This is a genomic window from Pseudomonas sp. R25(2017) (genome assembly GCF_002112565.1).
GTDB classification, from domain to species: Bacteria; Pseudomonadota; Gammaproteobacteria; order Pseudomonadales; family Pseudomonadaceae; genus Aquipseudomonas; species Aquipseudomonas ekonensis.
In genome coordinates, this window is the sequence record NZ_NEHZ01000003.1 from 261,700 (window position 1) to 284,559 (window position 22,860).

The 22,860-nt window shown below is 65.8% G+C and carries 19 protein-coding genes; 6 read left to right on the forward strand and 13 right to left on the reverse strand.

Translation table 11 applies throughout. The annotated features are described in order from the left end of the window. Positions 1-55 precede the first annotated feature (55 nt). Positions 56-931, reverse strand: a complete 876-nt coding sequence (locus CAG31_RS05680; protein ID WP_085578739.1) for an AraC family transcriptional regulator — start codon at positions 929-931, stop codon at positions 56-58. Between the two features lie 138 nt (positions 932-1,069). On the opposite strand from CAG31_RS05680, the gene CAG31_RS05685 reads away from it, so the two are divergent. Continuing rightward, positions 1,070-1,972, forward strand: coding sequence for a DMT family transporter (locus CAG31_RS05685; RefSeq protein ID WP_085578741.1), 903 nt, complete (start codon positions 1,070-1,072; stop codon positions 1,970-1,972). Between the two features lie 10 nt (positions 1,973-1,982). Here CAG31_RS05685 and CAG31_RS05690 read toward each other — a convergent pair whose 3' ends face one another. From CAG31_RS05690 to CAG31_RS05705, 4 genes are all read right to left on the reverse strand, one after another. Then, on the reverse strand, positions 1,983-2,486 hold the full coding sequence (locus tag CAG31_RS05690; RefSeq protein ID WP_085578743.1) for a DUF2165 domain-containing protein: 504 nt from the start codon (positions 2,484-2,486) through the stop codon (positions 1,983-1,985). A gap of 195 nt (positions 2,487-2,681) precedes the next feature. Further along, positions 2,682-3,656: a D-glycerate dehydrogenase gene (locus CAG31_RS05695; protein WP_085578745.1), complete on the reverse strand. Its 975-nt coding sequence runs from the start codon at positions 3,654-3,656 to the stop codon at positions 2,682-2,684. 1,009 nt (positions 3,657-4,665) lie between these two features. After that, the gene (locus CAG31_RS05700) at positions 4,666-5,028 is read right to left on the reverse strand and encodes a DUF6124 family protein (protein ID WP_085578747.1); all 363 of its coding nucleotides are present in this window, start codon (positions 5,026-5,028) and stop codon (positions 4,666-4,668) included. 297 nt (positions 5,029-5,325) lie between these two features. Next, the gene (locus CAG31_RS05705; protein WP_085578749.1) at positions 5,326-6,294 is read right to left on the reverse strand and encodes a LysR family transcriptional regulator; all 969 of its coding nucleotides are present in this window, start codon (positions 6,292-6,294) and stop codon (positions 5,326-5,328) included. Between the two features lie 284 nt (positions 6,295-6,578). On the opposite strand from CAG31_RS05705, the gene CAG31_RS05710 reads away from it, so the two are divergent. The 4 genes from CAG31_RS05710 (at position 6,579) to CAG31_RS05725 (ending at position 11,488) form a co-directional block, all read left to right on the forward strand. Then, positions 6,579-8,078 (forward strand): efflux transporter outer membrane subunit, encoded by a 1,500-nt coding sequence (locus tag CAG31_RS05710; protein ID WP_085578751.1) that lies wholly within the window; start codon positions 6,579-6,581, stop codon positions 8,076-8,078. Between the two features lie 138 nt (positions 8,079-8,216). Next, a complete protein-coding gene (locus tag CAG31_RS05715) occupies positions 8,217-10,409 on the forward strand; it encodes an FUSC family protein (protein ID WP_085578753.1) in 2,193 nt (730 codons plus the stop codon). Continuing rightward, positions 10,399-10,599 carry a DUF1656 domain-containing protein gene (locus CAG31_RS05720; RefSeq protein WP_003221811.1) on the forward strand — a complete coding sequence of 67 codons (201 nt, stop codon included), beginning with the start codon at positions 10,399-10,401 and terminating at the stop codon, positions 10,597-10,599. Before CAG31_RS05715 ends, CAG31_RS05720 begins: the two co-directional genes overlap by 11 nt. Positions 10,600-10,624: 25 nt before the next feature. Then, complete coding sequence (locus CAG31_RS05725; protein WP_085578755.1) at positions 10,625-11,488, forward strand: HlyD family secretion protein; 864 nt, start codon at positions 10,625-10,627, stop codon at positions 11,486-11,488. Between the two features lie 181 nt (positions 11,489-11,669). On the opposite strand, the gene CAG31_RS05730 is transcribed toward CAG31_RS05725, so the two are convergent. Both CAG31_RS05730 and CAG31_RS05735 read right to left on the reverse strand, forming a co-directional pair. Continuing rightward, positions 11,670-12,494 carry an SDR family oxidoreductase gene (locus tag CAG31_RS05730; RefSeq protein ID WP_085578757.1) on the reverse strand — a complete coding sequence of 275 codons (825 nt, stop codon included), beginning with the start codon at positions 12,492-12,494 and terminating at the stop codon, positions 11,670-11,672. Between the two features lie 45 nt (positions 12,495-12,539). Continuing rightward, positions 12,540-13,004, reverse strand: a complete 465-nt coding sequence (locus CAG31_RS05735; protein ID WP_085578759.1) for a multidrug transporter — start codon at positions 13,002-13,004, stop codon at positions 12,540-12,542. Positions 13,005-13,353: 349 nt separating this feature from the next. On the opposite strand from CAG31_RS05735, the gene CAG31_RS28070 reads away from it, so the two are divergent. Further along, the gene (locus CAG31_RS28070) at positions 13,354-14,877 is read left to right on the forward strand and encodes a hypothetical protein (protein WP_139831350.1); all 1,524 of its coding nucleotides are present in this window, start codon (positions 13,354-13,356) and stop codon (positions 14,875-14,877) included. Positions 14,878-14,969: 92 nt separating this feature from the next. On the opposite strand, the gene CAG31_RS05745 is transcribed toward CAG31_RS28070, so the two are convergent. From CAG31_RS05745 to CAG31_RS05770, 6 genes are all read right to left on the reverse strand, one after another. Continuing rightward, positions 14,970-16,421 (reverse strand): mannose-1-phosphate guanylyltransferase/mannose-6-phosphate isomerase, encoded by a 1,452-nt coding sequence (locus tag CAG31_RS05745; protein ID WP_085578761.1) that lies wholly within the window; start codon positions 16,419-16,421, stop codon positions 14,970-14,972. Between the two features lie 209 nt (positions 16,422-16,630). Next, positions 16,631-17,287, reverse strand: a complete 657-nt coding sequence (locus tag CAG31_RS05750; protein WP_085578763.1) for an alginate O-acetyltransferase AlgF — start codon at positions 17,285-17,287, stop codon at positions 16,631-16,633. 14 nt (positions 17,288-17,301) lie between these two features. Next, a complete protein-coding gene (locus CAG31_RS05755; protein WP_085578765.1) occupies positions 17,302-18,477 on the reverse strand; it encodes an alginate O-acetyltransferase in 1,176 nt (391 codons plus the stop codon). 10 nt (positions 18,478-18,487) lie between these two features. Continuing rightward, positions 18,488-20,053: an MBOAT family protein gene (locus CAG31_RS05760; protein ID WP_085578767.1), complete on the reverse strand. Its 1,566-nt coding sequence runs from the start codon at positions 20,051-20,053 to the stop codon at positions 18,488-18,490. 225 nt (positions 20,054-20,278) lie between these two features. Then, positions 20,279-21,403 carry a mannuronate-specific alginate lyase gene (locus CAG31_RS05765; RefSeq protein WP_085578769.1) on the reverse strand — a complete coding sequence of 375 codons (1,125 nt, stop codon included), beginning with the start codon at positions 21,401-21,403 and terminating at the stop codon, positions 20,279-20,281. An 8-nt stretch (positions 21,404-21,411) separates the two neighbouring features. Further along, positions 21,412-22,860 (reverse strand): alginate O-acetyltransferase, encoded by a 1,449-nt coding sequence (locus CAG31_RS05770; protein WP_085578771.1) that lies wholly within the window; start codon positions 22,858-22,860, stop codon positions 21,412-21,414.

Here is a 22,860-nt window from a genome sequence, read left to right on the forward strand (position 1 = left end):
GACCGCGTCATCGTTCATCGCGAGCAGGCTCGCTCAGGCAACGGCCCTCCACCGCCTAACGCAAGAACGCCTGACGGTACTCACCCGGCGTTGCGCCGATCACCTGGCGGAACCGGTTGGTGAAGTGGCTGGCGCTGGCGAAACCGCACGCCAGCGCGATCTCGCCCAGCGGCAACCCTGTCCCCCGCAGCAGTTCCCGTGCCCGGCCCAGGCGCCGCGCCAGCACGTACTGGTGCGGCGGCAGGCCGAAGCTGGTGCGGAACATCCGCGCAAAGTGGTATTCGGACAAGGCGCACAGCCCCGCCAGTTGCCCGAGGCTGATGGGGTCGCCCAGGTGGCTGTCGATGAAGCCCACCAGCAGCCGCCGCTGATGCGGCGCCAGCCCGCCCTTGAGCCGCAGCCCAGAACGCGCGCCGACCTGGCTGAGCAAGGTGTGGCTGATCAGTTCGTGGGCCAGGCTGCTGGTCAGCAGGCGCTCGCCGGGCTCGTCCCAGTCGAGGGTGAGCAATTGCCGAAAGCGCAGGGCTTGCTGCGGATCGTCCAGGAAGGTCTGCTCGCGCAGCTGCATCTCCCGTGGCTCGCGGTCGAGCAGGGTGACGCAACCCAACGCGAACTGTTCGGCGCTGAAATACAGGTGGGCCAGGCGGATGTCGCCGTTGATCACCCAGCCGGACTCGTGGTCGGCCGGCAGGATGCACAGTTTGTCCGGTGCGCCCTTGTTGCCGGGCTGGCCGCGGCGGAAGGTGCCGGTGCCGCCGGCGATGTAGCAGGACAGGGTGTGGTGGCTGGGCGCCTCGTATTCCTGGGCGTCGTGGTGATTGCTCCACAGCGCGGCGGACAAGCCGTCCCCGAGCTCGGCGCTGTGCTCCAGGCGAGCGTTCGGCGAGCGGCTGAGGGCTTTGAAGACTTGCAGGGTATCGAGTGCGGCCATGTTCGGTTCTCTCCAACGCCTTGCATCCTACTCCGTGGCGCCGGCGCTGCCAGCCCGTCGCCGGACAAAAGCGCAAGTTTATGCAAGCGCCGGTCAAGGGCGGGGCGGACACTGAACGCCCACCGAGGAGAGTCCGCCATGAACCTTTCGCTGTACCTGCTCACCGTGCTGATCTGGGGCACCACCTGGATTGCCTTGAAATGGCAATTGGGCGTGGTGGCGATCCCGGTGTCGATCGTCTATCGCTTCGGCCTGGCGGCACTGGTGCTGTTCGTCCTGCTGCTGCTCAGCCGCCGCCTTCAACCGATGAACCGGCGCGGGCATCTGATCTGCGTGGCGCAGGGTCTGTGCCTGTTCTGCGTCAACTTCATGTGCTTTTTGACGGCCAGCCAATGGATCCCCAGCGGCCTGGTCGCCGTGGTGTTCTCCACCGCGACCCTGTGGAACGCCCTCAACGCCCGGGTGTTCTTCGGCCAGCGGATCGCCCGCAACGTGCTGATGGGCGGCGGGCTCGGCCTGTTCGGGCTGGGGCTGCTGTTCTGGCCGGAACTGGCCGGCCACCACGCCAGCCCGCAGACCTTGCTCGGCCTGGGGCTGGCCCTGTGCGGCACCTTGTGCTTCTCGGCGGGCAACATGCTGTCGAGCCTGCAGCAGAAGGCCGGCCTCAAACCGCTGACCACCAACGCCTGGGGCATGGCCTATGGCGCGGCGATGCTGTCGCTGTGGTGTCTGGTCAAGGGCATCCCGTTCGACATGGAGTGGACGCCGCGCTACATCGGCGCGCTGCTGTACCTGGTGATCCCGGGCTCGGTGATCGGCTTCACCGCTTACCTGACGCTGGTCGGCCGCATGGGCCCGGAACGCGCCGCCTATTGCACGGTGCTGTTCCCGGTGGTGGCGCTGAACGTCTCGGCGTTTGCCGAAGGCTACCAGTGGACGGCGCCGGCGCTGGCCGGCCTGGTGCTGGTGATGCTGGGCAACGTGCTGGTGTTTCGCAAACCCAAGCCTGTGAGTGTCGGGTTCGCCAAGCCTGCGCATTGAAACAGCCGCTTCAACTGTCGACTTTCAATACCAGATAGATCAACGCCGGTATCAGAAAGTCGACAATGCTTTGCGCCCACATCATGGCGTTCCAATCATTGGACTGATCCATGTCGAACCACTCGTTGCCAACTACCTGAAGGCAAAAGTAATAAACGAACAGTGCCACGAGGAAACCGAGCACGGCGTATTTCTTGGCTTCGTGAAACTGTTCCGGCGAGGCGTTCAACTGTCGGAAAAGTTGATAGCAGCCCAGCAGGCAGGACGACGTGAATATGGTCTCCAGCGTCATGATCATCCAGTAGATCCGGTGGTGCATCATGTCCGAGGTGATCGCCCGGTAGGTCAGGTGGCTGCCGGTGGTGTCCATGCTGAGGATATGGCCGAGGAAGATGTAGTTGGACTGGTAGTCGGTCAAGTTGCTGAAGACGATCAGCACGCCAAAGGCACCGACCATGAAGACTATGGCAACTTTGCTTCTTCTGATGATTTGCGAGGTTGTAAGGGTTCCCACTTTTTTATTCTCCGTTCATTGTGCCTTTCATAAGTAAGGCTGATGGGCGGAAGTCTATCGGGGCGCAAATCGCAAAGGGGAAGGAGTGATTTTCAAGTTGTGTGGGTCATTGTTCGGTTCAAATCGATAGTTGCCCATCCGATGAGCCGGTGATGCCAGGGCGTGACGCTTGCGCGCAGGCCCTGGCGGCGGCCGTCAGCCTTTCCAGACCTGCGGATTCACCAGATCCTGCGGCCGTTCGCCCATAAGCGCACTGCGCAGGTTGGCCAGCGCACGGTTGGCCATCGCCTCGCGGGTTTCGTGGGTGGCCGAGCCGATGTGCGGCAGTGTCACGGCGTTTTTCAGCTGGAACAGCGGGGATTCGGCCAGCGGTTCCTTTTCGTAGACGTCCAGCCCCGCACCGCGGATGCGGTTGTTCTGCAGCGCCTCGATCAGCGCCGGCTCGTCCACCACCGGGCCTCGGGAAATGTTGACCAGGATCGCGCCCGGCTTCATCAGCGCCAGTTCGCGGTGGCTGATCAAGTGGCGGGTCTGGTCGCTGAGCGGCACCACCAGGCAGACGAAATCGGCTTCGGCGAGCAGTTGATCCAGGCTGCGGAACTGCGCGCCCAGCTCTTGTTCCAGCGCGGTCTTGCGGCTGTTGCCGCTGTAGAGGATCGGCATGTTGAAGCCCAGGCGTGCGCGCCGGGCCACGGCGGCGCCGATGTTGCCCATGCCGACGATGCCCAGGGTCTTGCCGTGCACGTCGCAGCCGAACAGCGGGGCGCCGACGCTGGCCTGCCACTGGCCGGCCTTGGTCCAGGCGTCGAGTTCGGCGACGCGGCGGGCGCTGGCCATGATCAGGGCGAAGGCCAGGTCGGCGGTGCTTTCGGTGAGCACGTCCGGGGTGTTGGTGAGCATGATCCCGCGTTCGTTGAAGTAGGCCAGGTCGTAGTTGTCGTAGCCGACCGACACGCTGGAGACCACTTCCAGCTTCGCCGCGTTTTCCAGTTGGGCCTTGCCGAGCTTGCGGCCGACGCCGATCAGGCCGTGGGCGTGGGGCAGGGCTTCGTTGAACTGGGCGGCGATGTCGCCGTTCTTCGGGTTGGGCACGATGACGTCGAAGTCCTGTTGCAGGCGTTCGATCATGGGCGGGGTGATGCGGCTGAAGGCCAGGACGGTTTTTTTCATTGCTTCGGGCTCGGCGGGGCGGGATTGCTGAGCACGCTAACATTTCTGTTTTGGGTTGTCTTGGAGGGCTCTGGGGGCTGGGCGTTTGGGGTTTTGGGTTTGGGTGAATATCCGTTTCTGCGGGTGTTGCCGCTGGCGGTTCCGCCCTTACGGCGGGTCACTTTTGGCAAACGCCGGAATGCCGGCCCAGCCCAAAGTAACCAAAAACGCTGGCCCCGGCGTTCGGCCCCTCGCTGAGGCTCGGGGTTCCTTCGCTCCGGGATTCATCCGGGGGCATCGGCTACGGTTTGCTTCGCTGCACCTCCTTCCGATGTGTTTGGCTGCGCCAAACGGCGCTGCGCGCCCACCCCCGGATGAACCCCTCCGCTCAGCCTTCCGAAGGGGCCGGCAGATCAAGATCAAAAGCGAGGCGAGCTGACACTCGGCCTTTTGATACGTGCGCGATGGCGGCCTGACAGCCGACCTGTTTCTGACTGCCCGACACAATTCCCTGTGGGAGCTGCGGTGCGACGATTCGACTTGCCAGCGATGGGGCCGGCACTGCCGACATCTGTGGTGACTGACCCACCGCCATCGCCGGCAAGCCGGCTCCCACAGGTTTTTGTGGTGTGCCTGGATTTTGTGGGCACCGGGATGCTTGTGGGAGCCAGCCTGCTGGCGATGGCGGCCTGACAGCCGACCAATCCCTCCCAGCTCACCTCAATCCCTGTGGGAGCTGGCTTGCCAGCGATGGGGCCGGCACTGCCGACATCTGTGGTGACTGACCCACCGCCATCGCCGGCAAGCCGGCTCCCACAGGTTTTTGTGGTGTGCCTGGATTTTGTGGGCACCGGGATATTTGTGGGAGCTGCGGTGCGACAATTCGACTTGCCAGCGATGGCGGCCTGACAGCCGTCCAATTCCTCCCAGACCACCTCAGTCCCCTGTGGGAGCCAGCCTGCTGGCGATGACGGCCTGGCAACCAACCAATCTCTACCTGATGTGCACAGCCCGCTCCCACAAGGGTGAATCAACTGTGCCCCGGCTGAACCTTCACATTGTCCAGCACCCGGTTTACCGACAGCCCGGCCAGCATGATCACCTGCTGGATCGCCAGGATCGTGTCGCGCTGCGCCGTGCCCAGTTGCTCGGCCAGTTGGCTGGTCAGGGTGCCCGCCGAGGCCAGGGAGGCGCTGGCGTGCACCAGCAGGCTTTCGTCGTCCATGGCCGGGTCGACCATGAACATCCGGCCCGGACGGCGGGCGGAAGGCTGGGTGGGGTTGAGGTAGTGGTCGAGCGCACGTTCGGCGGCGTCGTGGAGTTTTCGCGAATCGGTGGATTCGTAGGGGGAGGTGCTGTCGGCGGCAGGTGGGTTCGGTGTGGGTTTGAACATGGTGAAGCTCCATTCGGGATGTGGAGTCCGCCACGCACCGCGACCAAGCAGTGGGGTGGCGAACCGTACGCGGGTTGGTCGACCAGGGAATGGAAACCCGGCAGGGCCGTTAGCCCTCCCACGCACAGCTCGCCATTAAGCAGGCTGAAAAGCGCGCCATTCTAAACCCGGACGACCAAGCCCGGTCACTGAATCTGTCAGCGACCCCCAAAGCCTATCCAGCGCATTTCCGACCGACAACCGTCAAAACCTGTCGGAAACATCCGCCAAAAACACCCCGTCTGTAGGACGCCGAACTCAGTTCGCCAACCGCACGCCGCCCAGGCTGCCGCTCATTTCATAGGCCGCCAGTTCCGCCTGGTGCGCCGAGAGGATTTCCGGCAGCGAGCCGCGCAGGTACTCGACCCAGGTCTTGATCTTCGCGTCCAGGTACTGGCGCGACGGGTAGATGGCGTAGAGGTTCAGCTCCTGGGAGCGGTAGTTGGGCATCACCCGCACCAGCGAGCCGTTGCGCAGCGCTTCGATGGCGGCGTACACCGGCAGCACGCCGATGCCCATGCCGCTGATGATCGCGGTTTTCATCGCGTCGGCCGAGTTCACCAGGAACGGCGAGCTGTTGATGGTCACCATCTCCTGGCCTTCCGGGCCGTCGAAGGCCCATTTCTCCAGGGGGATGACCGGGCTCACCAGGCGCAGGCAGGCGTGGTTGAGCAGGTCGCTGGGCTTCTGCGGGCAGCCGTTGGCTTTCACGTAGGCGGGCGAGGCGCAGACGATGCTGTAGGTGATGCCGAGGCGCTGGGAGACGAAGCCGGAGTCCGGCAGTTCGCTGGCCAGCACCAGGGACACGTCGTAGCCCTCGTCGAGCAGGTCCGGCACGCGGTTGGCCAGGGTCAGGTCGAAGGTCACGTCCGGGTGGGTCTTGCGGTAGCGGGCGATGGCGTCGATGACGAAGTGCTGGCCGATGCCGGTCATGGTGTGGACCTTGAGCTGCCCGGCCGGGCGCGAGTGGGCGTCGCTGGCCTCGGCTTCCGCCTCTTCCACGTAGGCCAGGATCTGCTCGCAGCGCAGCAGGTAGCGCTTGCCGGCCTCGGTCAGGGCGATGCGCCGGGTGGTGCGGTTGAGCAGGCGGGTTTGCAGGTGGGCCTCAAGGTTGGAGACCGCGCGCGAGACGTTGGCCGTGGTGGTGTCGAGCTGCACGGCGGCGGCGGTGAAACTGCCGGCCTCGGCCACGCAACTGAAGGCACGCATGTTTTGCAATGTGTCCATGGGGTGCTCTCAAGGGAGATGGCAAATTGTGACATGAAGTTTCAAAGGCGAGACCCCCGACTTAGGGATTATCTCGTTAACGGTAACAAAGATTCACAGGAATCCCAGCTTATCGCGGTCCGGGCGCCCTCATAGAATTGCGCCGAAGTGGGAATGGGGCGTGCTTGCGCATGCGCCAGGTCAACGGATCCGGCGCTCGGGTGTGCTACCGCACCGGCAGGCGACCGCTCCGTCGCCGCTCCCACAGGTTCCCCGCTTTTCCCCTCTTTCAGGAAGTCGCAGCAGTGCCGCGTCGCATCAACAGAGCGCTTTTGCCGCTCAGTGTTCTGGCTTTTACCCTGGGTCTTGGCGGCTGCATCGGAACCGGCGGGATCGCCCCGCAGGGCAAGGCGCTGGAGGCCAACGCACTGGCCACCGACGAGGCCATCGCCCACGCCGCCCGTGACGCAAACTGGCCCGCCGCGCAATGGTGGCAAGCCTTCGGCGACCCGCAACTGAACCGCTGGATCGACCTCGCCGTGCAAGGCAGCCCGAGCCTGGCCATGGCCGCCGCGCGGGTGCGCCAGGCCAAGGCCATGGCCGGTGCGGCCGAAGCCGCCGAGTCGCTGCAGGTCAACGGCCAGTCCACGCTCAAGCGCCACAACTGGCCGACCGATCCGTTCTACGGCCCGGGCGACCTGGCCAACACCACCACCTGGGACAACAACGCCGCGCTGGGCTTCAGCTACGACCTGGACCTTTGGGGCCGCGACCGCAACAGCACGGAACGGGCGGTGGACTTGGCGCACATGACGGCGGCCGAGGCGCAGCAGGCCCGGCTCGAACTGCAGAACAACCTGGTGCTGGCCTACATCGAGCTGTCGCTGCACTACGCCCAGCGCGACATCGTCGCCGCGACGCTGGCCCAGCAACAGCAGATTCTGGACCTGGCGCAGAAGCGCCTGAACGGCGGGATCGGCACCCATTTCGAAGTCAGCCAGGCCGAAACGCCGTTGCCGGAAACCCACCGGCAACTGGATGCGCTGGACGAAGCCATCGCCCTGAGCCGCAACCAGATCGCCGCGCTGGCCGGCAAGGGGCCGGGGGAGGGCGCGCAGTTGCAGCGGCCGACCCTGTCCCTGGGCACGGCGCTGAAGCTGCCGTCGGCGCTGCCCGCCGAACTGCTCGGCCAGCGTCCGGACGTGGTCGCCAGCCGCTGGCAGGTGGCGGCGCAGGCCCGGGGCATCGACGTGGCGCACGCCGGGTTCTATCCCAACGTCGACCTGGTCGGCAGCCTCGGCTACATGGCCACCGGCGGCGGGGCGCTGGAGTTCCTGACCGGCAAGAAGCTCAACTACACCGTGGGGCCGGCGATCTCGCTGCCGATCTTCGACGGCGGGCGGCTGCGGGCGGAACTGGGTGAGGCGTCCGCCGGCTACGACATCGCCGTGGCGCACTACAACCAGACCCTGGTCAACGCGCTGAAGAACCTCTCCGACCAGTTGATCCGCCGTGAGTCGATGGACAAGCAGCAGACCTTCGCCGCCGAGTCCGTGGCCGCCGCGCAGAAGACCTACGACATCGCGATGGTCGCCTATCGGCGGGGGCTCACCGACTACCTCAACGTGCTCAACGCCCAGACCCTGCTGTTCAAGCAGCAACAGGTGCAGCAGCAGGTGCAGGCGGCGCGCCTGAGCGCCCATGCGCAATTGGTGACGGCGTTGGGCGGCGGGCTCGGTGCGGGCAACGATGTGCCGACGGCTGCGCAGACCCAGGCCCCGAAAACCCCGGCGCTGCTGCGGTGAACACACCTCGGTGCGGGAGCGGGCTTGCCCGTGAAGGCGGTGGATCAGGCGACCTCACTGTTGAACGTGACGCCGTCTTCGCTGGCAAGCCAGCGCCCACAGGTTCTGAGTCCAGACTGATTTCTTGAGCGTATTCGAATGACTCCCATGCCCGCCCCCCTGCGCTGGCTGCACTCCCTGGAATGGCGCCGGGGCTTCTTTGACTGGGCACGCAGCGACGGCGTGACCTGGGTCTACATCTTCAAGGTGCTGATCGCCGCGTTCCTCACCCTGTGGCTGGCGATGCGCCTGGAACTGCCGCAGCCGCGCACGGCGATGATCACCGTGTTCATCGTCATGCAGCCGCAGAGCGGCCAGGTGTTCGCCAAGAGTTTCTACCGGTTCCTCGGCACGTTGGCCGGGTCGGCGATGATGGTCACGCTGATCGCGCTGTTCGCCCAGAACACCGAACTGTTCCTGGGTTCGCTGGCGATCTGGGTCGGCATCTGCTCGGCCGGCGCCGCCCGTTGCCGCAACTTCCGCGCCTACGGTTTCGTGCTGGCCGGGTACACGGCGGCGATGGTCGGCCTGCCGGCGCTGGCGCACCCGGACGGCGCGTTCATGGCGGCGGTGTGGCGGGTGCTGGAAATCTCCCTGGGGATTCTCTGCTCCACCCTGGTCAGCGCCGCGATCCTGCCGCAGACCGCCAGCGCCGCCATGCGCAACGCGCTGTACCAGCGCTTCGGCGTGTTCGCCCTGTTCGTCACCGACGGCCTGCGCGGGCGCAGCAAGCCTGAGTCGTTCGAGGCCAGCAACGTGCGCTTCATCGCCGAGGCCGTGGGCCTGGAAGGCCTGCGCAGCGTGACCGTGTTCGAAGACCCGCACATGCGCCGGCGCAACGGCCGGCTGAGCCGCCTGAACAGCGAATTCATGGGCATCACCACCCGCTTCAACGCCTTGCATCAGTTGCTTGAGCGCTTGCGCGGCAACGGCGAGGAACACGTCGTGGCGGCGATCAGGCCGGGCCTGCAGGACCTGGCCGAAGTGCTCGACGGCTTCAGCGGCAGGTCCCTGACCAGCCCCGATGCGGCGCGCCTGGCGACGGCGCTCGCAGCCTACAAGGAAGGCTTGCCGACACGGGTGCGCAGCCTGCGGACGGCGTTCCAGGAGACCGGCCCGAGCGAGGCCGAGCTGCTGGATTTCCACACTGCGTACGAATTGCTCTACCGCTTCGTCGACGACCTGCACAGTTATGCACAGACCCACGCGTCCCTGGCCGACCACCGCCACGAACGCGAGCGCTGGGACGAGCCGTTCACCCCGCAGACCAGTTGGTGGGCGGCGGCCGCTTCGGGGATCCGCGCCTCGTTCATCCTGATCGTGCTGGGCAGCTACTGGGTGGCCACCGCGTGGCCGAGCGGCGCGACCATGACCCTGATCGCCGCCGCCACCGTGGGCTTGTCCGCTGCCACGCCGAACCCCAAGCGCATGGCGTTCCAGATGGCCTGCGGCACGTTCCTCGGGGCGCTGATCGGCTTCGTCGAGATGTTCTTCATCTTCCCGTGGATCGACGGTTTCCCGCTCTTGTGCGTGATGCTGGCCCCGGTGATCGTGCTCGGCTCGTTCCTGGCGTCGCGCCCGCAGTACGCCGGGGTCGGCCTCGGGCTGCTGATCTTTTTCAGCACCGGTTCGGTGCCGGACAACCTGACCATCTACAACCCGTACACCTTCATCAACGATTACATCGCCATGGTCATGGGCATGCTGGTGTGCGCTGCCGCCGGGGCGATCATCCTGCCGCCCAACAGCCGTTGGCTGTGGAAGCGCCTGGAGCAGGACCTGCGCGGCCAAGTGGTGTACGCGATCAGCGGCAAGCTCAAGGGCCTGGCCTCGGGCTTCGAAAGCCGCACCCGCGATCTGATGCACCAGGCCTACGGCCTGGCGACCGGTCAGCCGCTGGTGCAGAAAAAACTGCTGCGCTGGATGTTCGTGGTGCTGGAGGTCGGCCACGCGATCATCGAGCTGCGCAAGGAGCAGGCGATCCTGCCGGTGCACCCGGCGTACGCCGAGTCCCAGCCGTGGCGCCAGTCGATCCGCGTGATGGGTCGGGCGCTGGTGCGGCTGTTCCTGCAACCCAACGCCAGCAACCTGGAGCGGGCGCTGGTGGCGGTCGATCACGCGATTGGCCGTGTCGCCGCCACCGACGAACCGTTCGCGCCGCACTTCGACACCTCGGCGCTGCGCCGGGTGAAAAGCTACCTGCACTTCATCCGCACTTCCTTGCTCGACCCGCAATCACCGCTCGCCGCCTACGCGGCCGCCAAGCCCGAAGGACTTGCCCATGCCCCGTGAAATCGCCTTCCACGGCGTGTACATGCCGACCATGACCCTGATGTTCTTCGTCGCCGCGGCACTGGCCTGGGCGCTAGACCGCTTCCTGTCGGGGTTCGACCTGTACCGCTTCTTCTGGCACCCGGCGCTGCTGCGCCTGAGCCTGTTCACTTGTCTGTTCGGCGCGATGGCGCTGACCGTCTACCGCTGACTCTCCAACTCTGAAGAAGGTCTTGATGAAAAAGTTTTTCAGCCTGCTCGCGACCCTGCTGGTGCTGGCTCTGGCGCTGTGGATCGGCCGCACCTTGTGGGAGCACTACATGAACACCCCGTGGACCCGCGACGGCCGGGTGCGGGCGGACATCATCAACGTCGCCGCCGACGTCACGGGTGAGGTGGTCGATGTGCCGGTGCGCGACAACCAGTTGGTGAAGAAGGGCGACCTGCTGATGCAGATCGACCCCGAGCACTACCGGTTGGCGGTCAAGCAGGCGCAGGCCCTGGTGGCCTCGCGCAAGGCGACGTGGGAGATGCGCAAGGTCAACGCCCACCGCCGCGCCGACCTGGACAACCTGGTGATCTCCAAGGAAAACCGCGACGACGCCAGCAACATCGCCGACTCGGCCCTGGCCGACTACCAGCACGCCCAGGCGCAGCTGGAGGCCGCCGAGCTCAACCTCAAACGCACCGAAGTGCGGGCGGCGGTGGACGGCTACGTGACCAACCTCAACGTTCACCGCGGCGACTACGCACGCATCGGCGAAGCGAAGATGGCCGTGGTCGACATGAACTCGTTCTGGGTCTACGGCTTCTTCGAAGAGACCAAGCTGCCCCACGTGCGCGTGGGCGACCGGGCCGACATGCAACTGATGAGCGGTGAAGTCCTCAAGGGCCATGTAGAGAGCATTTCCCGCGGCATCTACGACCGCGACAACCCGGAAAGCCGCGAGCTCATCGCCGACGTCAACCCGACGTTCAACTGGGTGCGCCTGGCCCAACGGGTGCCGGTGCGGATTCACATCGACGAGGTGCCGGAAGGGGTGCTGCTGGCGGCGGGCATTACCTGCACGGTGGTGGTGAAGCAGACCGACGGCCAATGATCCGTTGTGTGGCGAGGGTGCTTGCTTCCGCTAGGGCGCGCAGCGGCCCTAAAAACGGGTCTGCTGCGCAGCCCGGCGGGAGCAAGCGCCCTCGCCACAGGGGACAGTAAGATGTGTTGATGAGCGCCAGGGCCGGGTCGACGGTCTGGGCCGGCCGGTTCGGCCATTTCGCCGGCCGCCGTCAGAGGCTTGCGCGCAACCCGAACCGCTTCATCAGCGTCGATTCCAGCAGACCCTTGGGCAGCCAGGTCGCCAGCAACGGCAACGCCCGGCTGCCGTTGCCGATGCGGATCAGCCGGGGCGGCTTGGCCTGTTGCACGGCCTTGAGCAGTTCGGCGGCGAAGTCCCGGGCCGGGGTCGGCTTGTCCTGGGATGCCTTGGCCCGCGCCCGGATCCCTTCGCGCAGCGGAAACCACGGCGACTGTTCGGTGATCAGTTGCTCGGCCTCATGCCCGGCGTTCTTGGCGAAGCTGGATTCGATGGCGCCCGGCTGAACCTCCATCACCCGCACGCCGAACGGCGCCAGCTCCATGCGCAGCGCGTCGCTCAGGGCGTGCACCGCTGCTTTCGAGGCGCAGTAGGCGCCGGCGAACGGCGTGACCAGCACACCCGACACGCTGCCGACGTTCACCACCAGCCCCTTGGCCCGGCGCAGCACCGGGAACAGTGCGCGGGTGACGCCGACGATGGAGAACACGTTGGTCTCGAACTGGCGCTGCATGGCCGCCACGCCGCCGTCGAGCAGCGGGCCCATGGCGCCGTAGCCGGCGTTGTTGATCAGCACGTCGAGGCCGCCGCGCTCGTGGTTGAGCCGCTCGCTCAACTGCTCCAGCGCCGCGCCGTCGTTGACGTCCAGCTGCACGGCGGTGAAGCCGGCGGCGCTCAGCGCGGCGACGTCCTCGGCCTTGCGCGCGCTGGCCCAGACGTCATAGCCGGCGGCCTTGAAGGCGTCGGCGAGGGCGCGGCCGATGCCGCTGGAACAACCGGTGATCAGTGCAACGGGCATGGCGCATTCCTTATGCAGAGGTGAAGGAGGCAGACGTGAAGGGGATCAGTCGGAGAAACTACCCTGCAACCGCTCGGCGCGAAACTCCAGGGTCTGCGGGCGGTAGCCGGGACGCAGCGGCGGCAGCGGCAGGCAGTCTTCCCAGTTGCCGCCGGGCTGCAGTTCGCCGGGGCCGCGGTAGCGCGGGGCGGTGTACTGGTTGTCGGCCAGGTTGACCGTGTCGCCCGGCGCATACGCGGCGATGCGCCAACGCAGCTCGGTCAGCGGCACGTCGTTGCCGTTGTTCATCTTGAGCTGCAACGGACGGTCGGCGGGACACTGTTCGGGGGCATAGGCGATGCGCAGCTCCAGGCGCGCCAGTTGCTTGACCTCGCGGTTGTCCAGCCACACCACCCACATCGCCACCAGCCCCAGGCCGACGGCCGCCGCCGCCGACACCGGCAAGGCCTTGGCGGGATAGCGCAGCAGCAGGATCAGCCAGGTGATGACCAGCAGGACGCCGATGAACATGTCGCGCAACCTCGCAGGGATGGAAGGCCATCCTACCTAAGCGTAGAGGGGGTTGGCGATTGGCAAGTGGTGTGCGGCGCCAGGTCCGGCCCCTTCGCGGGCAGGCCAAGGAGGCAGCATTCGGCCGAGATTCCCGGTGGGAGCCAGCCTGCTGGCGATGGCGCCGGTCGAGGCTGCGCAGGACCTGACCAGGAACGTTTCTCCGGGCATCGACCCGACGAAGAGGCTGGAACGACACCCCTTTCGGATCGACAACGGGAGCGCCACCGGTCGGGACTGTAATTTCTGACAGTGGCCGTCGCGGCGGAGCCGGTGTTGGATAGCGTACACGGCCGGTACCGGAGGACGTATGGGACGCTATCTGATCTGTTGGGCCTGTCTGCTGCTGGCAGCCTGCCAGTCCTCGACGCTCGACGGACTGTCTTCCGACCCTCGCTCGGCTTTCCAGAAGCAGGGCGAGGCCGTGGCAACGGCGCTGGCCGACCGGTACGCCGACACCCGAAAGGATTGCGGCAGCGCCTCGAAACCGGCGTTCCTGTGCGCCGGCATTCTGTTCCGGGGCACGATCCATTCCACCCAATACCACTTCTGGAACCCCAGCCCGATTGCCGTGGAGAAGGGGGGGCTGTCGTTTTCGTACCTGCGGCGCGACTCGCAGTACCGGCAGATCGATTCCACCTACGACCACGGTTTCGTTTTCCACCCGATCCTGGATACGCCGGTCGGCAAGCGTCACATCGAAGTGCTTTGCGTGTTTCCCATCGACGGCGCCACGTTCGACCGCGAAAACCCCGGCTGCGGTGCCCACCGCGCCTACCCGCAGCAGAGCCGGCGCTGCCAGTCGCAGGGCATCACCACCGCCGAGCAATGGATGGCCCACACGGTGCGGCCCGGCGTCGCGCAGGGCCACTACCAGTGCAGTTTCGATGTGCGCGACCAAATGAACGACGCGGCGGCGGACGCGTTCTACCAGGCCTTGCGCGTGATGACCCTGCACCAGGATGTGGCCTTCCACAGCCGCAACGAGCTGATGCTGGCGACCTGGCCGCAGGACATCCCCGGGGAGTTGCCGATCCAGGCGCTGTACTACACCGGCGGCGGCTTGACGTCGGCTCAGTACGACCAGCAGGACTTCTATGACCGCAGCGGACTGAGGCTGCCGATCATCCGCATCGAGCTGCCGCAGACGCCGGCGCACCAGGCGCGGTTCGTGTTCGATCCCGCCGATCAGGTGTTCGATCCGCAGAGCAAGGTCTTGCGGGTCGCTTCACTCACCGCCTCGCCTCAGGCCGATGCCTTCACCTTCGCGGCGGACAGCGGGTTTCCCCGCACCGGCTTCAGCGGTGCGCGCTACAGGCTGAACATGGCCGGCGGGACGCCCCCGTTCGCGTTCAGCAGCGCCGAGCCGGGCCGGGCCGAGATCGGCGCCGGCACCGGCGAGGTCACGCTCAGGGGGCATGGCCCGGTGACGTTCACCATCAAGGATGCCGGGGGCCAGAGCGTGCAGTACACGCAGCCCCAGGCGACGCTCTGGTTCACCGCGTTGGCGTGCCATATGGATTGGGCTTCGGCGGAGCGCTATGCGAACGGTCACGGCGTGGCGCTGCCCAGGCCGCCGGAACTCAACGGTGGCTACCTGCTGCGGTATCCGGGGGCGCTGTACCCGGAATGGGGCGACTTGGTGCGCGGGTACGGTTGGCCGACCGGGGCGTTCGACGCCGCCCACAACTACGACCGTTCGATCCCCGAGTACTGGACGGCTCAGGCTGCCTCGGCGGGAGACTACGCCACGGCGGCGGTCACCCTGGGCTACGCCCATCGGCGGCCTGCGGCCTGGCGGCTCTGTTCGGTGGCGGTGTCACGCAGCCCTTGAGCCCGCGGGGGGGGCAGACGAAAAGCCCCCGCCTGGCCTGCCGCGGATAGGGGACGCAGCAGGTCGGACGGGGGCTTTTTGTCACAGGAAGGTCACTGTGCGATGGTCTTCACCGACACGCCGCGCTCGACCGGGGTGGAGCGGCCGTAGATGTCTTCGAAGCGTTCGATGTCGTCCTCGCCCAGGTACGAGCCCGATTGCACTTCGATGATCTCCAGCGGGATCTTGCCCGGGTTGCGCAGGCGGTGCACCGAGGCGATCGGGATGTAGGTGGACTGGTTCTCGGTGAGCAGGAACACGTTCTCGTCGCAGGTGACTTCGGCGGTGCCGCTGACCACGATCCAGTGCTCGGCGCGGTGGTGGTGCATCTGCAGCGACAGGCACGCGCCCGGCTTGACCGAGATGTGCTTGACCTGGAACCGGCCGCCCATGTCCACCGAGTCGTAGGAACCCCACGGACGGTAGACCTCGCAGTGGTTCTGGGTCTCGCTGCGGCCCTGTTCGTTGAGGGTGTTGACCATCTGCTTGACGCCTTGGACCTTGTCCTTGTGGGCGATCATCATGGCGTCCTTGGTTTCCACCACGACGATGTTCTCCAGGCCGATCACCGACACCAGCTTGCCGTTGCCGTGGATCATGCAGTTCTTGCTGTCCTGGATCACCACGTCGCCCTTGCTGACGTTGCCGTTGGCGTCCTTCTCGTTGACCTCCCACAGCGACGACCAGCAGCCGACGTCGCTCCAGCCGGCGGTCAGCGGCACCACGCAGGCGCGCTGGGTCTTTTCCATCACCGAGTAGTCGATGGAGTTGTCCGGGCAGCAGGCGAAGGTGGCTTCGTCGAAGGTGATGGTGTCCGGATCCTGGACGCTGCGCTCCAGGGTCAGCAGGCAGGTGTCGTAGATGTCCGGGTCGTGCTTTTTCAGCTCTTCGAGGAAGCGGCTGGCGCGGAACAGGAACATGCCGCTGTTCCAGTAGTAGCCGCCGGACTCGACGTATTCGGTGGCGCGCTTGACGTCGGGTTTCTCCACGAAGTGCGAGACGCGGCTGACGCCTTCGGGCAGCAGCGAATCGCTGACCGACTTGATGTAGCCGTAGCCGGTCTCCGGTTTGGTGGCCGGCACGCCGAACAGCACCATCTCACCGTTTTCCGCCGCCACCGTGGCCAGGGCCAGGGCGCGCTGCAGGGCTTTGCGGTCTTCCAGCACGTGGTCGGCGGGCAGCACCAGCATCAGCTCGTCGCGGCCCTCGTTGACCAGCATCATCGCGGTCAGCGCCACCGCCGGCGCGGTGTTGCGGCCGAACGGCTCCATCAGGATGCGCTGGGCCTCCAGGCTGCGGTTGGCCAACTGCTCGTTGACGATGAAGCGGTGCTCCTTGTTGCAGACCACGATGGGGGTGTCCATGCCGTCGAACACCAGGCGCTCGACGGTCTGCTGGAACAGGGTGTGTTCGCCGGTCAGGGCGAGGAACTGCTTGGGGAACTGCTTGCGCGAAAGCGGCCAGAGACGGGAACCGCTACCACCTGACAAGATCACCGGAATCATAATGTTTACTCCATAAAATCAATTGGGTTAGAGCCACGAACCTGCGTCGTTTCACTCTTGTTGTTGTCTCGTGTCCGAATGCCCGCCTCGGTTCCTGTGGGAGCTGGCTCGCCAGCGATCGCATCACCTCGGTGTATCTGCGCAACCGAGTTGTCCGCATCGCCGGCAAGCCGGCTCCCACAGGGATTCGGGTCAGTTCGGGAAATGTGTCAGCGGGTCGACACCGGGCGCTTCACCCACACCGGCGACAGGCTGCTGCCCGTGCCGGTGACGTACAGCACCGCCGCTTCGCCGCGCTCCAGGGCGACCGGCTTCACGTCGCCGACCTTCTTGTCGCCTTCGTACAGCGCCAGGCTGACCTTCACCGGGTTGATCTCGCGTTCGCCGCGGCCCTTGGCGGCCACGTTCGGCACCACCTCGGTCTTGCCGTCGGCGGTTTTGAGGGTCAGCGGCTTGTCGCTGAGGTTCTGCACGCGCACCAGGGATTTCTGCTTGTTCTTGAACGGCGGCTCTTCGATCAGTTGCGGCGCACCGGAGGCGTTGTTGACCAGGGTGTAGTAGTGGTCGCCGGCCAGTTTCACCGGCAGGGTCTGGCTGCCGACCTTGGCGCTGTAGTCGCCGCCGGGCATGAAGCTGAAGTCGCTGCTGGCCAGCGGGGCGACGTCGCTCAGGCTGGTGCTGCCGACGGTGGCGCTGACTTCGGCGTTGCTGGCGTTGTAGACGCGCACGAAGGTCGAGCCTTTGGGCGCGGTCGGGCCGTAGAGCGCGGCGTCGCCGCCGGCGAATGCCTGCACCGACAGCACGCTCAGGCCGGCGACCAGGGCAAGGCGTTGGGCGAGACGACGCGGAGTTGGAGTGAAAGTCATGGTGTACCTCTCTTTCAGTTTTGCGCCCGGTCGGGCGTCTCGGATGAAGTGTTCACAGCTACGTTCTGTTGGCGCGCGCCGGCTTGTTTGAGCTCTGCGACCCACTGCGGGTCGGCGTCGCCGATTTCGTTGTTCACAGGCAGATATCGTTCAGGGAACTCCCAGATCAGCACCTGGGGCGGGCTGTTCTTGAAGTCGTCGCTTTTCAGGTAACTGAGCATCGGCAGGATCGGGCCGTGGCCGTCTTCGGCGTAACTGACCACGTCGCTGTTGAGCGCCTGCTTGAGCGCGCCGACGAAGTTCCAGTTGGGGTTGGCGCTGTAGCTGGTGCCGATCAGCGCCACCGGCACTTCGCGGCTGGCGAACAGGGCGTCGTCGCCGGCCGGCTGCGCGTCGGCGGCCACGGTGTTGCGCTTCTGCAGCGGCTCCTTGGCCGGCATCAGGTTCTCGAACAGCGGATCCAGCGGCAGGAACAGGCGCAGGTCGCCCTTGTGCGTGACCTGCTCGGCCGGCGTGGTGACGAAGCGCTGCGGCTCACCGCTGAGCGGGAACTTGTCGGCGATGGTCTTGGCCAGGGTGTCGGCGGCGATCTCGGCGCCTTCCGGGGTCCAGTGGGTGTCGGTGCGCAAGAACACTTGCTGACCGTTCTGCTTGGCCTTCTGCAGCGGGCCGAGCAGGTCGGGGGCGAGGATCTTGTCCGCGGCGACGCGGGCGTGGAAGTCCTGATACAGGTTGGCGTGGATGCTCGCAGGCTTCACTTCGCCCAGGTGTTCCGGGTACAGGCGCACCTTGGCCGGCACGATGGCCATCACCAGTTTCACGCCTTTCGCTTTGAGGGTCTGGCGCACGCCTTCGACCAGCGCGTAGTTGCCTTGCAGGTTCAGCTCTTCGTTGACGATCGGGTTGAATTCCTCGTCGCTGTACAGCCACTGGTCACGGCCGAGCACCACGCCCGGACGGCCTTCGTTGAACAGCTTGAAGTCCAGAGCGGCCCACAGATTGGTGCCCAGGCGCTTGATCGGGAACTCGTCGTCGTAGTGGGTTTCCACGGCTTTGGTCCAGCGGCCGTTGAGCACCGTGGCGTCGGCGTTGGTGCTGAAGCCGAAGAAGCTGCGCAGCGACCACACACCGAGCACCAGCAGGGTCAGCAGAAACAGGGCGATGTAGAACATGCGTAATGAGCGGGTCATGGCAGATCCCTCAGAACTGGAAGTAAAGGAACGGCGAGAAGCTCTGCGCCGAGAGTTTGAGAATCGAGGCGATGAACAGCAGCAGCACCAGGGCGCGCATCGCGTAGCGTGGCCAGTCGGCGCTCCAGTAGGCCGGCTGCACTTGGGCGGGCGCGCCGACGGTGTAGCCGGGCTCGCGGATGGCCGCCGGGTTTTCGCCGGGGGCGGCCTTGATCAGGCCGGGCTGCGCGCCGGCCGGGCCGTCTTGCCCGGCGTCGGCGCAAGGTTTGGTCTTGACCGGTGGCGTGCTGGTGTACAGGTCGCGCAGGCCGAAGAACGCCAGGGTTGCGTACGCCACCACCAGGGTCGCCACTTGCAGGCCGGTGAGGCTGGCGCGGTTGAGTTCCGACAGCGACCAGTCGCCGAAGCTGAACATTGCGCCGTACATGCGCCCGGCCACGTGCAGGTTCTCGGCGCGGAAGATCACCCAGCCCATGACCACGAGCAGGAAGGTCAGGGCCCAGCGGACCGGATTGAGGCGGCGCGGCGAGGTGTTGATGCCGAGCATTTTCTCGATCGCCAGCCACATGCCGTGCCAGGCGCCCCAGACGATGTAGGTGATGTTCGCGCCGTGCCACAGGCCGCCCAGCAGCATGGTCAGGAACAGGTTGCGATAAGTCATCAGCGTGCCGCGGCGGTTGCCGCCCAGGGTGATGTACAGGTAGTCGCGCAGCCAGGTGGACAGGCTGATGTGCCAGCGCCGCCAGAACTCGGTGATCGACTGGCTGACGTAGGGCTGCTTGAAGTTCTCCATGAAGCGAAAGCCCATCATCAAGCCCAGGCCGATGGCCATGTCGCTGTAGCCGGAGAAGTCGAAGTACAGCTGCGCGGTGTAGGCCAGCGCACCGAGCCAGGCGTCGCCGGTGGTCGGGTGCTGCAGGGCGAAGCAATGGTCGGCGACCACCGCCAGGGTGTCGGCGATGAACACCTTCTTGATGAAGCCCTGCATGAACCGGGTGCAGCCCTCGGAGAACTTGTCGAGGGTGTGGGTGCGGTGGTTGAACTGGTCGGCCAGGTCACGGAAGCGCAGCACGGGGCCTGCGATCAGGTGCGGGAAGATCGCCACGAACGCCGCGAAGTCGATCAGGTTGCGGGTGGCCGGGGTGTCGCCGCGGTACACGTCGATGATGTAGCTGATGGACTCGAAGATGTAGAACGAGATGCCGATCGGCAACAGCACGTGGGTGAGGATGAACGGCTCCAGGCCGAACGACGTCATGATCGCGTTGAGGCTGTCGACGCCGAAGTTGGCGTACTTGAAGTAGCCCAGGATGCACAGGTCCACTGCCACGCCGAGCAGCAGCCAGCGCTGGGCCGGCTTGCTCCTCACGCCGGCGGCGCCGACCTTCAGGCCGATCCAGTAGTTCCACAGGGTGACACCGGCGAACAGCGCCAGGAAGTCCACCCGCCACCAGGCGTAGAACACGTAGCTGGCGATCAGCAGCAGCAGGTTGCGGTAGCGTTGCCCGCTCAGGTAGTACAGGCCGAGGAAGATCGGCAAGAACAGGAACAGGAACACGTTGGATGAAAAGACCATCCCGGTTTCTCCATGTTTGAAGCCACAGTCAAGGGCCAAGGCCCCCCCAAACCCCCCACGAAAAGTCCGGGGGATGTATTGCATCCAGATTCACCGCAACCCTTGTGGGCGCTGGCTTGTCGGGTCGCCGCACCGCAGCGATAGCGTCGGGTCAGTCGACATCAGTGTTGAATGTCAGATTGCAATCGCTGGCAAGCCAGCTCCCACAGGGGTTCGTGTTCTGCCTTACGAACCCTTGTTGCCCTTCTCGTGCGACGGGTCGTAGACCTTGGTCAGGTCGCCGCCCAGGCGGAAGGTCTTGAACGGCTGCATGCCGTGTTTCTTCTCCAGCACATCCGGCGCACAGGCGTAGAGGCTGCAGAACGGTTCGAGCCAGGCGAATTTCATGTCCTCCTTCAGGTCGGTCATGTCCTGCTTCTTGCCGTTCTTCGCCTCGAAGGCGTCGGGATCCTTCACGCCGGCCAGCACCCGGTCGCCCAGGCGCTTGAGGGCGCCGTTGTTCTCCTGGCGCAGATCCACGCCGTTGACCTGAGCGAAGCTGGCGATCATCGCCAGCGGCGGCAGGGCGTAGTTGTGGTACGCCAGGGCGCGCTGCTGGCGCTTGAGTTCGTTGGGCAGGTAGCCGTCGGCGTCGACTTGGCCGGCGCCGACCTTGTATTCCTTCACCGCCCAGTCGAACAGGTCGCGGCGGTCGGTGGCGATGGCCGTCGCCATCACCGACCACGCGGCCCAATAGGAGTGGTTGTTGGTCTGCGCCAGCGGCAGGTTGTCCCAGTCGCTCACCACCTGGTCGGCCAGTTTGCCGAACCAGGCCTCGATCTCCCGGGCCTCCTGCTGATGCTGGGCCAGCGGGTGCGAGTCGGAGAACTTCAGGCGGATGTACGAGGACGCCATGCTGCCCAGCGCCCATTTGCGCATCGACTTGCCGGTGTGGTTGAAGTCCTTGGACATCAACGCATCCGCCCGTGCCCAGGACGTCAGCCAGTTGAGCGTGCAGTCGAGCTGCTCCGGGCGACCGTCGCGCATGAACTGCATCACCCGCTTGGCGGTGCCGCGCTCAAGCTTGGTGATGTCGGCGGTGCTGTCGCGGAAGGCTTTCTCCGACTGCACGTTGAGGGTGGCGCGGGCCTTGTCCGAGCCTTCGTACTTGCTGCGAAACTGCAGCGGGCCGGTGTAGGGCGCCGGCATGGCGTCGCAGCCTTCGCTCTTGTCGCCGGTCTTGAACTTGTCCACAGGCGCGAAGTAGCCCTGGGGCGGACGCAGCGGCGCGGCGGCCTGGGTGGCCCCGGCGAACATCGCCAGGGTCAGCAGGGACGGCGCAAGCAGGTGTTTGATCGTTCGGTTTCGCATGGCAGACCTCATTGCCCGAGCTGGGCGGTTTGCGGCCCAGCGCCCGGGAATACGTTGCGTTTGCAGATTTTCGCTTCGACCTTCTGCGGCTCGGCGCCCGCGTCCGGGCCCTGGACTTCGACGGCCAGCAGGTTCTGCGTGGCCCAGTCCTCGTCCGTGCGCAATTCGAAGGCGAAACGCCCGTCGGTGTCGGAGGTTTCCGGTTTCTCGATCTTGATGTCCTCGTGGCGGCCGTTCATGTACCAGAGGGTGGCGTGCAGGGTCTTCACCGAAGTGTCGGCGAAGCGGATGTCGACCTGATGGCCGTTGTTCTGCAGGTTCAGGTTCTTGCTGTTGACCAGCAGTTCGTTCTTGCCCGGCTTGAGCGTCGCGCTGGCGCTCATCTGCGCGTCCTTGCCCTCGCAGCCGTTGTCCAGCAGCGCCATCATCTGGCGGTAGATGGTCTCCTGGTCGAGGCGGTACAGCGGCGAGAACTCCCAGATGAGGATCTTGGGCGGCGACTTCTGGAACTCGTCGCTGCCCAGGTACTGCAGCATCGAGCCTTCCAGGCCGCCGCCGGGGAACGCGACGTTGAGGATGTCGGCGCCGATGGCCTCTTCGAGGAAGCCGGCGAAGTTGTAGTTCTTGCCGCTGTGGGAGGTGCCCACCAGGGTGATCTGCGGGTTGCCGCTGTCGCCGAACAGGTCGCCGTCGCCGGCCTCGCCCTTGGGCTCGGTGGTGAACTGGTCCATGTACTGGATCGCGTAGCTGGTGCCGCACAGTTGCCCGGCCATGTTGTGCAGGGTGCCGGTCTTGCCCATGCGCCCGGAGCGCTTGGTCTCGAACTCGCGCTTGGGGATGTCGGCGAAGGCCGGGATCCGCTTGACCTGCTCGGCGACGATCTTCGCCGTGCGCTGGGCGCCGTAGGGCGTCCAGTGCTGGTCGCCGCGGAAGTAGAAGTCGTGGGCCGGCAGGGTCTCGGGCAGCGATTCGTTGGTGAGCGGCGACAGGTCCGGCACCACGTAGCCCATCTTGGCGAAGCGGCCGAGCATGGTCTTGTAGTTGCCCAGCGCCTTCTCGTAGTCGAAGGCGGCCTTGTCCTGCGGGTTGAGCTTGTTGCGGTTCACCAGGCCACGGGTCGGCTGGTAGACGATCACCAGTTCCACGCCCTTGCTCTTGAACGCATCGTGCAGTTGCTGCAGGCGGCGGTAGCCGGCGGGGGTGGTGTCGAACTCGGTGCGCAGGTCTTCCCGGGTGCGGAACAGCCAGTCGCCCTGGGCCTGCACCAGGGTGGTGAAGTTCTGCTGGTAGCGGGTGGTGTAGTTCTTCGGGTCGTGGGCGGCGGGGCACAGGCTGCAGCACGGCTCGGCGGTGAACGCGGGGGCTTGGGCCTGGTCCGCGCCGGCGCCGTCGCTGGCCGCCAGGATGCCCACGGTCAGGGCCGACAGGCTGAGCAGTTTGATCAGGTGTGGGTGCAT